General features: G+C 65.3%; 13 protein-coding genes. 7 read left to right on the forward strand and 6 right to left on the reverse strand.

Going from position 1 to position 13,242, the window contains the following annotated elements:
• Positions 1–147 precede the first annotated feature (147 nt).
• Entirely contained in the window at positions 148–828 is a 681-nt protein-coding gene (locus tag CH293_RS20820) for a YoaK family protein (protein ID WP_255122936.1), read from the forward strand.
• Here CH293_RS20820 and CH293_RS20825 read toward each other — a convergent pair.
• From CH293_RS20825 to CH293_RS20845, 5 genes are read right to left on the reverse strand one after another with little or no spacing between them, the layout of a single operon-like run.
• On the reverse strand, positions 789–1,544 hold the full coding sequence (locus CH293_RS20825; protein WP_094721368.1) for a sirohydrochlorin chelatase: 756 nt from the start codon (positions 1,542–1,544) through the stop codon (positions 789–791). The genes CH293_RS20820 and CH293_RS20825 overlap by 40 nt on opposite strands.
• 1 nt (position 1,545) lies before the next feature.
• Positions 1,546–2,850: a sulfate adenylyltransferase subunit 1 gene (locus CH293_RS20830; protein ID WP_094721369.1), complete on the reverse strand. Its 1,305-nt coding sequence runs from the start codon at positions 2,848–2,850 to the stop codon at positions 1,546–1,548.
• A 2-nt stretch (positions 2,851–2,852) separates the two neighbouring features.
• The gene (cysD, locus tag CH293_RS20835; protein WP_037107423.1) at positions 2,853–3,788 is read right to left on the reverse strand and encodes a sulfate adenylyltransferase subunit CysD; all 936 of its coding nucleotides are present in this window, start codon (positions 3,786–3,788) and stop codon (positions 2,853–2,855) included.
• Positions 3,785–4,495, reverse strand: coding sequence for a phosphoadenylyl-sulfate reductase (locus CH293_RS20840; protein WP_037107426.1), 711 nt, complete (start codon positions 4,493–4,495; stop codon positions 3,785–3,787). The genes cysD and CH293_RS20840 overlap by 4 nt, the downstream gene beginning before the upstream one ends.
• Complete coding sequence (locus CH293_RS20845; protein WP_094721370.1) at positions 4,492–6,225, reverse strand: nitrite/sulfite reductase; 1,734 nt, start codon at positions 6,223–6,225, stop codon at positions 4,492–4,494. Before CH293_RS20845 ends, CH293_RS20840 begins: the two co-directional genes overlap by 4 nt.
• Before the next feature lie 397 nt (positions 6,226–6,622).
• Here CH293_RS20845 and hemW point away from each other — a divergent pair, with 397 nt between their 5' ends.
• A complete protein-coding gene (gene hemW, locus CH293_RS20850; RefSeq protein WP_094721424.1) occupies positions 6,623–7,831 on the forward strand; it encodes a radical SAM family heme chaperone HemW in 1,209 nt (402 codons plus the stop codon).
• 19 nt (positions 7,832–7,850) lie between these two features.
• Here hemW and CH293_RS20855 read toward each other — a convergent pair whose 3' ends face one another.
• A complete protein-coding gene (locus CH293_RS20855) occupies positions 7,851–8,156 on the reverse strand; it encodes a type II toxin-antitoxin system VapB family antitoxin (protein ID WP_037107431.1) in 306 nt (101 codons plus the stop codon).
• A gap of 128 nt (positions 8,157–8,284) precedes the next feature.
• On the opposite strand from CH293_RS20855, the gene hrcA reads away from it, so the two are divergent.
• The 5 genes from hrcA to CH293_RS20880 all read left to right on the forward strand — a co-directional run bounded on the left by hrcA (position 8,285) and on the right by CH293_RS20880 (position 13,208).
• Positions 8,285–9,328: a heat-inducible transcriptional repressor HrcA gene (gene hrcA, locus CH293_RS20860; RefSeq protein ID WP_026348199.1), complete on the forward strand. Its 1,044-nt coding sequence runs from the start codon at positions 8,285–8,287 to the stop codon at positions 9,326–9,328.
• 63 nt (positions 9,329–9,391) lie between these two features.
• On the forward strand, positions 9,392–10,546 hold the full coding sequence (gene dnaJ, locus CH293_RS20865) for a molecular chaperone DnaJ (protein WP_019667494.1): 1,155 nt from the start codon (positions 9,392–9,394) through the stop codon (positions 10,544–10,546).
• 2 nt (positions 10,547–10,548) lie between these two features.
• The gene (locus tag CH293_RS20870; RefSeq protein WP_094721371.1) at positions 10,549–11,325 is read left to right on the forward strand and encodes a 16S rRNA (uracil(1498)-N(3))-methyltransferase; all 777 of its coding nucleotides are present in this window, start codon (positions 10,549–10,551) and stop codon (positions 11,323–11,325) included.
• Complete coding sequence (locus CH293_RS20875) at positions 11,322–12,056, forward strand: S9 family peptidase (protein ID WP_037107437.1); 735 nt, start codon at positions 11,322–11,324, stop codon at positions 12,054–12,056. The genes CH293_RS20870 and CH293_RS20875 overlap by 4 nt, the downstream gene beginning before the upstream one ends.
• A 150-nt stretch (positions 12,057–12,206) precedes the next feature.
• Complete coding sequence (locus CH293_RS20880; RefSeq protein ID WP_241483684.1) at positions 12,207–13,208, forward strand: PhoH family protein; 1,002 nt, start codon at positions 12,207–12,209, stop codon at positions 13,206–13,208.
• The last annotated feature ends 34 nt before the right edge of the window (positions 13,209–13,242 follow it).

The raw sequence follows: 13,242 nt of genomic DNA on the forward strand, positions 1-13,242 counted from the left end.
TGCTCGACCGTGCGATTGCGGCTCGCGGCCACACGGTAACGGTTGCTCGTGTATTCCGCATTTCGAGGTGATCTGGTCGCATACGTGTTCCGGCAGTGACGAATTCCACGAAGAACCTCGGCATGCGCTTCGCTACCGTCGGGGTACATGCGAGACATGTTCAGCTCTCACGCCCGACTGTCTTGGGTACTCGCCGGTCTAGCCGGACTGGTCGGCGCCGCAGCCTTCACCAATACCGGTGGCTACTTCGTGACGTTCATGACCGGGAACACCGAGCGCGGCGCGGTCGGATTCTTCCGGGGCGATAACGCAATGGCCGCCGCTGCAATCCTGTTGATCCTGACGTTCGTCGCGGGCGTCGTGATCGCGTCACTGTGTCGGCGCCACGTGTGGCGCGATCATCCCCACGGCGCAACGGTTCTCACGACCATCGCTTTGGCAATCGCCTCTGTGGTCGACGTCGTGATGAGCGGATGGAGTGCACCACAGGTACAGTTCGTGCCGATCTTGTTCATCTCCTTCGCGATGGGCGCGCTCAACACCTCGTTCGTCAAGAACGGGGAGGTGTCGATCCCGCTGAGTTACGTCACGGGCACTCTGGTGAAGATGGGGCAGGGAATCGAGCGTCACATCAGCGGTGGATCGGCCAAGGATTGGCTCGAATACTTCCTGCTCTATGCGGCGTTCAGTCTCGGTGCTCTCGTCGGCGGACTCATGAGCCTGGCCATCACCGGCCCTCAGGTCCTGATCGCTGCAACTGTCGTGTGTGCCGTCACGACGCTGTACACCTACCGGCGGACGGTGGAGGATTCGTCGATCCTCGGTTGATACCTCGGCGCCTCGTCGAACCTGGACGACACCACGTCTGCGACGAGCGGGTGGTCACCGAGCACATCGGCACGAGGGGCCGAGTTGTCGAACGCACCGAACACTCTGTCGGTGAGCAGGCCCGGCGCGAGAAACCACGGGGCTACGACGACTCGGCGGGGCCCCGACGCCGTCAGCCGCGCGACGGCGTCGGCAGGCGGAGATTCGACCCCGGTCGCGAAGCACACCTGAGCACCGGACCATTCGGTGCCGACGAGAAGACGTGACGCGAGAGCCCGAGTACGTCGATTCGCAAGCGAGTCCGAGGATCCGACAGCGGCGAGGGCAACGGCGACGTCGGGATCGTATCGATCGACGCCGGTGTCCATAACGCGTGCGCGGAGCACGTCGACCAACCGCGAATCGTCACCGAGGACATCGGCCTGGGTGAACGTCATCCACGGGTATCGGACGCGTGCCGCGTCGAGAATGCCCGGGAGATCGACCCGCGCATGGAATGCGCTGCCGAGGAGGAGGGGAACCACGACCGCGGACGAATGTCCCTCGGCCGCCACCTCGCCGATGACGGTACCGACAGCAGGCTCGGTCAGATCGAGATATGCCACCCGTACGTCCAAGTCCGGGCGGCGCAGTCGAACGCCGTGGACCACAGCAGCAACGGTTTCCGCCGAACGCGGATCGCGACTGCCGTGGGCCACGGCGATCAGAACACTCATGTCAGGCCGGTACCGATTCCCCCAGCTCGACTGCGGACAGGGCGTCGCCGACGAGGCCGGCAGCAAGAGTGTTGCCGCCGGAGGGATCGATGAGCAGAAAACTTCCCGTGTGCCGGTTGACGGCATAGTCGTCGGCGACGATCGGCTCTGCGACACGCACCGAGATGCGTCCGATGTCGTTCAGTTCCAACGATTCCGGTGAAGGCTCGGCTGTGAGGTTTTGCTCGTCGAACTTCTCGACGAGTGTGCCGACGATGGCTTGGGTCGTACGGGTACCGTGCTTGAGCAGCAGGCGGGCACCGGGACGCAGCGGCTTCTCGGCGAGCCAGCAGACGGTGGCGTCGAACTCGCCGATCGGCTCGGGAGCGTCCTGCGGCGAAACGATGGTGTCGCCTCGGGAGACGTCGACGTCGTCGGCAAGGATCAGCGTGACGCTGCGCCCTGCGTGTGCGGAATCGAGTTCTCCGTCGGCAGTGTGGATTCGCTCGACGGTGGTACGGGTTCCGGAGGGCAACACGATCACCTCGTCCCCGGGGGCGACGGCTCCCGCCGCGACCTGGCCCGCGTAACCGCGGTAATCGGGGTAGTCGGCTGTCCGCGGACGGATGACGTACTGCACCGGGAACCGCAGGCCGACTCGATGGGGCTCGGCGTCGACGGGAACGGATTCGAGGTGCTCGATGAGCGTGGGACCGTCGTAGTACGGCGTGTTCGTCGACCTAACCGCGACGTTGTCACCGTGCAGCGCGGACACCGGAATCTCGACGACGTCCTCCGACGCCCACCCGAGTGAGGATGTCAGCGAGTTGAACTCGGCCGAGATGTCCGCGAACACCTGTGCGGGATCCTCGACGAGGTCGATCTTGTTGACCGCGAGTACCAGCTTCGGCACACCGAGGAGCGCCAGAACAGCAGCGTGACGACGAGTCTGCGTGATGACACCTTTGCGGGCGTCGACCAGCAGGATCACCAACTGCGCCGTCGACGCACCGGACACCGTGTTACGCGTGTACTGGACGTGACCGGGAGTGTCGGCGAGCACGAAAGACCGTGCAGGCGTTGCGAAGTAGCGGTAGGCGACGTCGATCGTGATGCCTTGCTCGCGTTCGGCTCGGAGGCCGTCCACCAGTAGCGACAGGTCGGGTGTGCTCAGGCCACGATCGACCGACGCCCGGGTGACGGCGTCGATCTGGTCTGCCAGCACCGATTTGGTGTCGTACAGCAACCGTCCGACGAGTGTCGATTTACCGTCGTCGACGCTACCGGCGGTGGCGAGGCGAAGAAGCTGCGAACCAGATGTGGACATGCTCAGAAGTATCCTTCGCGCTTGCGGTCTTCCATGGCTGCCTCGGAGACGCGGTCGTCGCCTCGGGTGGCGCCACGTTCGGTGAGGCGGGATGCGGCGACCTCGGCGAGGATGGCCTCGTTGTCCGCGGCGTCGGACAGGACGGCGCCCGTGGTGGATCCGTCGCCCACGGTGCGGTAGCGCACCGACAGTGTCTGCAGCTCTTCGGCGTCCGTCGGACCGCCCCACACGCCCGGGGTCATCCACATGCCGTCGCGCTGATAGACCGGGCGCTGATGGGCGTAGTAGATGCTCGCCAATTCGACGTTGTCCCGCGCAATGTAGCGCCAGATGTCGAGCTCGGTGAAGTTGCTGAGGGGGAAGACACGGACCTGCTCACCGGGGGAGTGCTTGCCGTTGTAAAGGTTCCACAACTCGGGGCGCTGCTTCTTCGGGTCCCACTGGCCGAATGCGTTGCGCAGCGAGAAGATCCGTTCCTTGGCGCGGGCGCGCTCTTCGTCGCGGCGCGCACCACCGAAGACCGCATCGAAGCGGTTCTCCGAGATGGCGTCGAGCAGGGGAACGGTCTGCAAGGGGTTGCGAATGCCGTCGGGACGCTCGGTGAGGCGGCCGTCGGCGAGGTAGTCCTCGACCTTCGCGACGTGCAGGCGCAGGTTGTACTTCGCGACGACGTAGTCACGGAAGTCCAGCACCTCCTGCAGATTGTGCCCGGTGTCCACGTGGAGAAGCGCGAACGGAAGCGGTGCGGGCCAGAAGGCCTTGATCGCCAGGTGCAGCAGGACCGTGGAGTCCTTACCGCCGGAGAACAGGATCACCGGGCGTTCGAATTCGCCTGCGACCTCGCGGAAGATGTGGATTGCCTCGGACTCGAGTGCGTCGAGAGTGTCGAAGCGCGCGCTGTCGACTCGGGGGCGATCCGTTGCTGTGTTCACGGTCATGAGGCGTGCAACCCACATTCGGTCTTGGCCTTGCCGGCCCACCGACCGCTACGCGGATCGGCGCCGGGGGCAGGTTTGACGGTGCACGGCGCGCACCCGATCGATGGATATCCCTCGTCGACGAGTGGATTGACGAGGATGGAGTGTTCGTCGATGTAGCGCTGCATGTCGTCGTCGGACCACGCGGCGATCGGGTTGATCTTCACCAGGCCGAATGCGTCGTCGAACGAGACGAGGGGAGCGTTGGCGCGGGTCGGTGCCTCCACGCGTCGGATACCGGTGACCCAGGCGCTGTAGTTGGCGAGCTCCTTGCGCAACGGTGCGACCTTGCGCAGTGCGCAGCATCGGTTGGGTTCGCGCGCGAACAGGTCCTTGCCTTCGGTCGAATCCTGTTCGGCAACAGTCTGCTCGGCGCGTGCGTTGATGACGTTCACCCCGTACACGGCTTCCACCGCGTCGCGCGTGCCGATGGTTTCCGCGAAGTGGTAGCCGGTGTCGAGGAACAACACGTCGACGTTCGGGTGTACCTGCGCGGCGAGGTGAACGAGAACGGCATCCTGCATGTTGGACGCCACGATGTAGTCGTTGCCGAACTCTCGTTCGGTCCACTCGAGCAGTTCGACGGCATTGGCGCCGTCCAACTCCCTCGCGCCTCGCTCGGCGATCGATTTCAGCTGATCGACCGACAGGTCCAGTCTGGTAGTCATCGCAAATCCGCCTCGTCTGCTCGCACGGCCCATTGAGCGAACCGTTCGCCTTCGCCTCTGTGCTTCACGAAATTCCGCACCACTCGCTCGATGTAGTCACCGAGTTCGGTGCTGTTCACCTTGTGCTGGCGCAGCTTCCGGCCGAACGCACTGTCCAGGCCGAGGCTGCCTCCTAGATGAACCTGGAATCCCTCGACCTGATTCCCTGCACCGTCGTCGACGAGCATTCCCTTGAATCCGATGTCGGCGATCTGGGAGCGCGCGCACGAGTTGGGGCAGCCGTTGATGTTGATGGTGACGGGTACGTCGAGCTGTGCGTTGATGTCCTCGAGTCGTGCTTCCAGATCGGGAACGAGAACCTGTGAGCGCTTTCGAGTTTCAGCGAAGGACAACTTGCAGAACTCGATTCCGCTGCAGGCCATCAGGTTCTTGCGCCAGTGCGACGGACGGGCAGGCAGTCCGAGCGCGTCGAGGTCCGAGATGAGCTGCTCGAGCTTGTCGTCGGGGACGTCGAGGACGATCAGTTTCTGATACGGAGTGAACCGCAGACGATCCGATCCGGCCTTCTCGGCGGCGTCGGCGACCTTGGCCATGATGGTGCCGGAGATGCGGCCGGCGATCGGCGCGACGCCGACGGCGTTGAGTCCGTTCTTCAGTTTCTGGATGCCGACGTGATCGCGGGGGCGGGACGGCTTCTCGGGCGCCGGGCCGTCGATCAGCTTGCGGTGCAGGTACTCGTCCTCGAGGACCTGACGGAACTTCTCGATGCCCCAATCCTTGATCAGGAACTTCAGACGAGCCTTGGTGCGCAGACGGCGATATCCGTAGTCGCGGAAGATCGAGACGACGCCTTCCCACACGTCCGGCACGTCTTCGAGGGGCACCCAGACGCCGACGCGCTGGGCCAACATGGGGTTGGTCGACAGTCCGCCGCCGACCCACAGGTCCAGACCCGGTCCGTGCTCGGGGTGATTCACACCGATGAAGGCGCAGTCGTTGATCTCGTGCACCACGTCCTGCAGGCCGGAGATCGCCGTCTTGAACTTGCGCGGAAGGTTCGAGTACTCGGGCTTGCCGATGTAGCGCTCGACGATTTCGTCGATAGCCGACGTGGGATCGAGCACCTCGTCCACAGCTTCACCGGCGAGGGGAGACCCGAGCACGACACGCGGGCAGTCGCCGCACGCCTCGGTGGTCTTCAGCCCGACGGCCTCGATACGACGCCAGATCTCGGGGACGTTCTCGACCTCGATCCAGTGATATTGGACGTTCTCGCGATCCGACAGATCGGCCGTGTCACGGGCGAACTCCTGGGAGATTCCGGCGAGGGTGCGGAACTGTTCGAGGTTCAGCGCACCCGCGTCGCAACGGATGCGCATCATGAAGTACTTGGCTTCGAGCAGGTCGATGTTCTCGTCACCGGTGAACGTGCCGTCGTAGCCCTGTTCGCGCTGGGTGTAGAGACCCCACCAGCGAAACCGGCCGCGTAGGTCGCCCTTGTCGATGCTGTCGAAACCCTGCTTCGAATAGATGTTCTCGATACGAGCGCGGACGTTGAGCGGGTTGTCGTCCTTCTTGGATTGCTCGTTGGCGTTGAGAGGTTCGCGGTAACCGAGCGCCCACTGTCCTTCGGCTCGGCGCTTGGTCGGCCTGGCGGTGCGCTCCCTCGGGGCTACGCCAGCAGGCGTGGACGAGGCGGCGGACGTGGCCGCGTCGGTTGTCGACGACATCGGTGTGCTCCTGGCTCTATCGGCTTCCGGGCCGCTGCAGGGAGAGGGCTGGTTCTCACCGCGGGCGCGCATCCGGACGGATCGTTCTGACTTCGTGCGTGGAGATCGGTCGAGCTGGCCGGCGTAGAGCTCAGCTGCAGACTCGACAACAAGGACACGATGAACTGCACACACGCTTGAGATCGACGTGGCGACGCGCCACGAGCGGGATCCCAGAGTCAGTCACGCGGACCATTGTGCCACGTCATTCCCGCTGGTCCGACCGCGGCAGGCCTATTTACCCACGATTTTGGGTAAATAGGCAGGCAGAGGGCCGGAAACTTGCTTCGCGCCTACGACACGTGGCTGCGAGCCTGCGAGGTGAATCGGTGTGTTCGACTTCTGGGACACTGGAGCGGTGAACCTGCTCGCTACCCCGCCCGTCCCACTCGCCCTGCCCGACGAGGCGTTCGACGGAATCGGACAGCGGCCGTTCGGAATCTACGTCCACGTCCCGTTCTGTGCGACGCGGTGCGGGTACTGCGATTTCAACACCTACACAGCCGGTGAACTGGGCACCTCCGCATCTCCCGAGTCCTGGATGGACGGCCTGCGGCGCGAGCTCGACGCTGCGGCCGCATTGATCGACGCGCGCCTCGGACACGTCCCGACGGCCGACACCGTGTTCGTCGGTGGTGGCACGCCGTCTCTTCTCGGCGGAGCCGGTCTTTCCGACGTGCTGGCCGCCGTGCGCGCGAGCGTCGGACTGACTCAGGGTGCCGAGGTCACGACGGAATCGAACCCGGAATCGACGTCTCCACAGTTCTTCGAGCAACTTCGTGCCGCAGGATTCACCCGAGTTTCACTCGGCATGCAGTCCGCCGCACAGCACGTGCTGGCCGTCCTGGATCGCACGCACACGCCCGGCCGGGCTGTGGCCGCTGCGAAGGAGGCGCGCGAGGCAGGCTTCGAGCACGTGAACCTGGACCTCATCTACGGAACACCGGGGGAGAGGGACGAGGACCTCGACGCGTCGTTGGCCGCAGTGCTCGACGCAGGCGTCGACCACGTGTCCGCGTACGCGTTGATCGTCGAGGACGGTACGGCGATGGCTCGCAAGGTGCGTCGCGGAGAACTCCCGATGCCCGACGACGATGTTCTCGCCAGTCGCTACGAGCGGATCGATGCCGTGCTCGACGCTGCAGGCCTGCACTGGTACGAGGTGTCCAACTGGGCAACCGGCGCCGACGCCGAGTGCAAGCACAACATCGGCTACTGGAACGGCGGTGACTGGTGGGGCGCCGGACCCGGTGCACACAGCCACATCGGCGGCACGCGCTTCTGGAACGTCAAGCACCCTGCCCGATATGCGGACGATCTGGCGTCCGGCGCGCTGCCGATCGCGGGCAGCGAACGGCTGACGACAGAGGATCGTCACCTCGAGGATCTGATGTTGAAGATTCGGTTGCGCACCGGGTTACCCGCCGACGTGCTGAGCGACGCCGAACGCCGGGCAGCGGCCCAGGTCGTTGCCGACGGCCTGATGACTTTCGGTGACGGCAACTATGTGCTGACCGACCGTGGGCGCCTGCTCGCCGACGCCGTCGTCAGGACCATCGCGGCCTGACCGGTCGTGGTGGGGACCGTCAGGCGCCGAGGACGTCGTAGTCGAAGACTCGGGCGTGTAGAACCGTCCGGTTTCGTAGCGCGGCGCGTACTGCGCGATGCAAGCCGTCCTCGAGGTAGACCACGCCGCGATAGTGGACGGCGTGGGGGAACAGGTCTCCGTAGAAGGTGGAGTCCTCGGACAGAAGCCGATCGAGCTCGAGCACCTTCGTCGTGGTGACGATCTCGTCCAGTCGCAGCTGCCGTGGCGGGATCTTGGACCAGTCCCGCAGGGAGAGACCGTGCTCCGGGTACGGCTTCCCGTCGCGTACGCCCTTGAAGATCATGCGGTGAACGTCGTCGAGGTCGAGTAGGTCACCGCACCACAGTAAGGCCTTGGACGGCTCGTGTTCGTGGCGGCTACTAGACTCAGACTGTTGACAACCGCGTGACCGAACGAACCGAAGGGGGGAACGTGTCGAGCACCGAGGACAGGCGATTCGAAGTTCTGCGTGCAATCGTCGCGGATTACGTCTCCACTCAGGAACCGGTCGGCTCCCGGGCGTTGGTGGAGCGTCACAACCTGGGCGTGTCGAGCGCGACCGTCCGTAACGATATGGCGGTGCTCGAGGCCGAGGGCTACATCGCGCAGCCGCACACCAGCTCCGGTCGTGTCCCCACCGACAAGGGGTACCGGCAGTTCGTGGACCGCATCGCGGACGTCAAACCGCTGTCGTCCGCCGAGCGCCGGGCGATTCTGGAGTTTCTCGAGAACGGCGTCGACCTCGACGACGTGTTGCGACGCGGTGTGCGGCTGCTGGCCCAGCTGACTCGTCAGGTGGCGGTCGTGCAGTACCCGACGCTGTCGGTGTCCTCGGTTCGTCATCTCGAGATCGTGGCGCTGACGCCGGCTCGACTGCTGATGGTGCTCATCACGGACTCGGGTCGCGTCGATCAGCGGATCGTGGAACTCGGAGACGTCATCGACGACGACGAGCTGGCGCAACTGCGTCGCCTGCTCGGTGGCGCGATGGAAGGCAAGCGGCTGGCTGCGGCGTCGGCTGCCGTCGCCGAGCTCGCGGAGAACTCGCCCGCATCCCTTCGCGACGCCATCATCCGGTCGGCAACTGTTCTGATCGAATCGCTCGTCGAACATCCCGAGGAACGGTTGGTCCTCGGCGGAACCGCGAATCTGACGCGCAACGCGGCGGACTTCGCGGGCGACGCAGGCTTCCCCGGCTCCTTACGCGGTGTCCTCGAAGCGCTCGAGGAACAGGTCGTGGTGCTCAAGCTTCTTGCCGTGACGCAGGACACGCGCACGGTCACCGTCCGGATCGGCGAGGAAACCCAGGTCGAGGAGATGCGCGGCACCTCGGTGATTTCCACTGGATACGGTTCGGCTGGCATGGTGCTCGGTGGCATGGGTGTGCTGGGGCCCACGCGGATGGACTATCCAGGAACAATCGCATCGGTTGCGGCCGTTGCGAGATACATCGGAGAAGTGCTCGCAGAACGCTGAGCACCTCCAGCTCGACTGCATCGGCTCGATCAACCAAGAACAGATTCGAAGAAAGAGACTCACGTGGCACGGGACTATTACGGAACACTCGGGGTCGGTCAGAAGGCCACCGACCAGGAGATCAAGCGCGCGTACCGCAAGTTGGCGCGTGAGCTCCACCCCGACGTGAACCCGGACGAGGCTGCCCAGGCTCGGTTCAAGGACATCTCGACCGCGTACGAGGTGCTGTCCGACCCGGAGAAGCGCCGCATCGTCGACCTCGGCGGCGATCCGTTGCAGCAGGGCGGCGGCGGAGGCGGTGGCTTCGGCGGCGCGGGCTTCGGCGGAGGTCTCGGCGACGTCTTCGAGGCGTTCTTCGGCGGTGGGGGTCAGGGAGGCGGACGTGGTCCTCGCGGCCGTGTTCAGCCCGGTGCCGACTCGCTGCTGCGCACGAAGCTGACGCTCGACGAATGCGCCACCGGTGTCACCAAGCACATCACCGTCGACACGGCGATTCTCTGCGACGTGTGTACCGGTTCCGGCACCAACGGAGATTCCAAGCCGGTGCGCTGCGAGACGTGTGGCGGTGCCGGTGAGGTCCAGTCGGTGCAGCGCTCGTTCCTCGGCCAGGTCATGACGTCGCGCCCGTGCCCCACGTGCCGCGGAGCCGGCGAGACCATTCCCGACCCGTGCCGTAAGTGCGCGGGTGACGGCAGGGTGCGTTCGCGTCGTGAGATCTCGGTGAAGGTGCCCGTCGGCGTCAGCAACGGAATGCGTATCCGCCTCGCGTCGCAGGGCGAGGTCGGACCGGGTGGTGGCCCTGCCGGTGATCTGTACGTCGAGATCGTCGAGCAGCCGCACGAGGTGTTCGTTCGTGACGGCGACGACCTGCACTGCACCATCCGTGTCCCGATGGTGGACGCAGCACTCGGAACATCGGTGTCCGTGGACGCCATCATCGACGGACCGACCGAGATCACGGTCGACCAAGGCACCCAGCCGGGGTCGGTCGCGGTTCTGCGCGGACACGGAATGCCGAAGCTCCGTTCGGGCGTCCGCGGCGACCTCCACGCGCACCTGGAAGTCGTCGTGCCCTCCCGCCTGGACAGCAAGCAGACACAGGTGCTCGAGGACCTCAAGCGGTTGCGTGACCGCGACGCCGCCGAGGTCGTCACTACCGGATCTCAGCACAGCGGTGGGTTGTTCTCGCGGTTGCGGGAAGCGTTCAGCGGTCGCTGACGATGGCGGCTACCGTCTTCTATCTCGATCCGCTGCCCGAGGTCGGTGGCGTCGCCGTGCTGGACGGTAAGGAAGGCCACCACGCCGCCACGGTCCGACGTATCCGCGTCGGCGAACGGATACTGCTGTCCGACGGTAGAGGCGGCCTCGCCGACACGGTCGTGACGGCTGCGGAGAAGAACCGTCTCGAGCTGGCGGTGAACGCCCGATCCGATGCGACGCCACCGACACCGACCGTCGGCCTGGTCCAGGCGCTTCCCAAAGCAGAGCGCTCGGAGTTGGCCGTCGAACTGGCCACCGAAGCGGGTATCGATTCGATTCACCCGTGGCAGTCCGCGCGCTGCGTTGCGCGCTGGGACGGACCGAAGGCAGTCAAAGGCGTCGCGCGATGGCGAGGTGTCGCAGCCGCGGCGTCGAAGCAGTCCAGGCGACCGTTCGTCCCGTCGGTGAGCGACGTGCAGGACACCGCCGGCGTGGTCTCCCTGGTGCGCGACGTGGTCGATCGAGGCGGGGTGGTCGCGATGCTGCACGAGGCGGCCACCGCCGAGTTCTCGTCGCTCCCGTTCCGAACGGTCCAGGAGGTCCTGTTGATCGTCGGGCCGGAGGGCGGCATCGACGACAAGGAGATCGCTCGGCTGACGGAAGTCGGGGCGACTCCGGTCATGCTGGGGCCCACGGTGTTACGGACGTCGACGGCGGCAGCGGTTGCGTTGGGTGCGATCGGTGCACTCACCGACAGATGGAAGCAAGCGCCCCTCGACTTCGGATCCCCGACATGAAGCGAACCACCATCGCCTACGGTGACCACCCCCAGCAGTTCGGACATCTGTATCTGCCCGAAGGCGATGCGACGGAACCGCTTTCGGTCGTCGTGGTCATCCACGGCGGCTTCTGGAGCGGGCAGTACGCGCTCAACCTGGGAACGCAGTACGCCGTCGAATGCGCACGAGCCGGGTACGCCGCGTGGAACATCGAGTACCGACGTGTGGGTGCCGGAGGGCTCTGGCCCGAGACAAGCGGAGACGTGGCGTCGGCCGTCGACGCGATCGCCACTGTGGTGCAGGACAATTCACCGCGTAAGCTGAATCTCGCCGACGTGCGTCTACTGGGCCACTCGGCCGGGGGACACCTCGCGGTCTGGCTCGCGGGGGAGAGGGACACCGCACTTCGTCCGTCGCGGGTGGTGTCGCAAGCGGGTGTGCTCGACCTCGTGTCACGCGCCTCGTACGAGCCGATCCGGGCGCTCTTCGGCGTCGACTACGACGACGCGCCGGAGACCTACCGTGCGGCGTCGCCGCTTTGTCGCGTACCGACCGGCATTCCCGTGCACTGCATCCACGGCGCCGAGGACGTACAGGTCTCGGTGTCGCAGAGCGAAGAGTACGCACAGGCGGCGCGCGCGGCCGGAGACCACGTGACCTCGACCGTCGTCGACGGCGAGGATCATTTCGCATTCCTCCAGCCCGGCAGCCGATGTTGGAAGCATTCTCTCGCCGCCGTATTGGAGTGATGCGGCGGGTGGAGTAATTGGAATGCGCTCACATCCAGGAGCGTTAAACTTCCAACAGCCGAGTTCGAGACCAGACAACCGGAAGCAGGCCATAGCCACCACGTGAGTGAACACAGCGATCTTCCTGCCGAACGCCAGGTTCGGTCGAGTATGGAATTGGCACCAGAAGCGGTTCCGCCGCTGCTGGGACCGTCGGACGAGAACTTACGCACACTCGAGCAGATGCTGAGCGCGGACATCCACGTGCGCGGTAACGCGGTGACGCTCAGCGGAAAGGTCGCGGACGTCGCGCTGGCGGAACGCGTGATCTCCGAGCTGGCGGCCGTCGTCAAGCGTGCCCAACCTCTGACTCCCGACGCGGTCCGGCGCACGGTGGCGATGCTCACCGAGGGCGTCTCCGAGTCGCCGGCGGAGGTCTTGAGCTTGGACATCCTCTCGCGCCGAGGCAAGACGATTCGGCCGAAGACCCTCAACCAGAAGCGGTACGTCGACGCCATCGACGCCAACACCATCGTGTTCGGCATCGGGCCTGCGGGAACCGGCAAGACCTACCTCGCCATGGCGAAGGCCGTCCAGGCTCTGCAGGCCAAGCAGGTCAGTCGGATCATCCTGACCAGGCCGGCAGTGGAGGCCGGCGAGCGTCTCGGATTCCTTCCCGGCACGTTGCACGAGAAGATCGATCCGTATCTGCGTCCGCTGCACGACGCGTTGCACGACATGATGGACGTCGAAGCCATCCCGAAGCTGATGCAGGCGGGGGTCATCGAGGTCGCACCGCTCGCGTACATGCGTGGCCGGACTCTGAACGACGCCTTCATCATCCTCGACGAGGCCCAGAACACCACTGCCGAGCAGATGAAGATGTTCCTGACGAGGCTGGGATTCGGATCCAAGATCGTGGTCACCGGGGATATCACCCAGGTCGACCTTCCCGGTGGAGCCCGATCGGGTCTCCGCGCCGCGAGCGAAATCCTGACCGAGGTCGACGATATCCACTTCGCGCAGTTGACCAGCAGTGACGTCGTTCGACACCGGCTGGTGTCCGACATCGTCGACGCGTACGAGCGCTTCGAGTCCTCTCGCGAGGGCAACGACTCGATCGGTAACCGTGCGCAGCGACGCTCGGGCGGGGCACGTGCCGCACGCCGTTAGACTCATGGCTGCCCGAGCGGAGAATCGACAGAGA

Origin of the sequence: Rhodococcus sp. 14-2470-1b (assembly GCF_002259415.1) — a bacterium.
Taxonomy (GTDB): Bacteria; Actinomycetota; Actinomycetes; order Mycobacteriales; family Mycobacteriaceae; genus Rhodococcoides.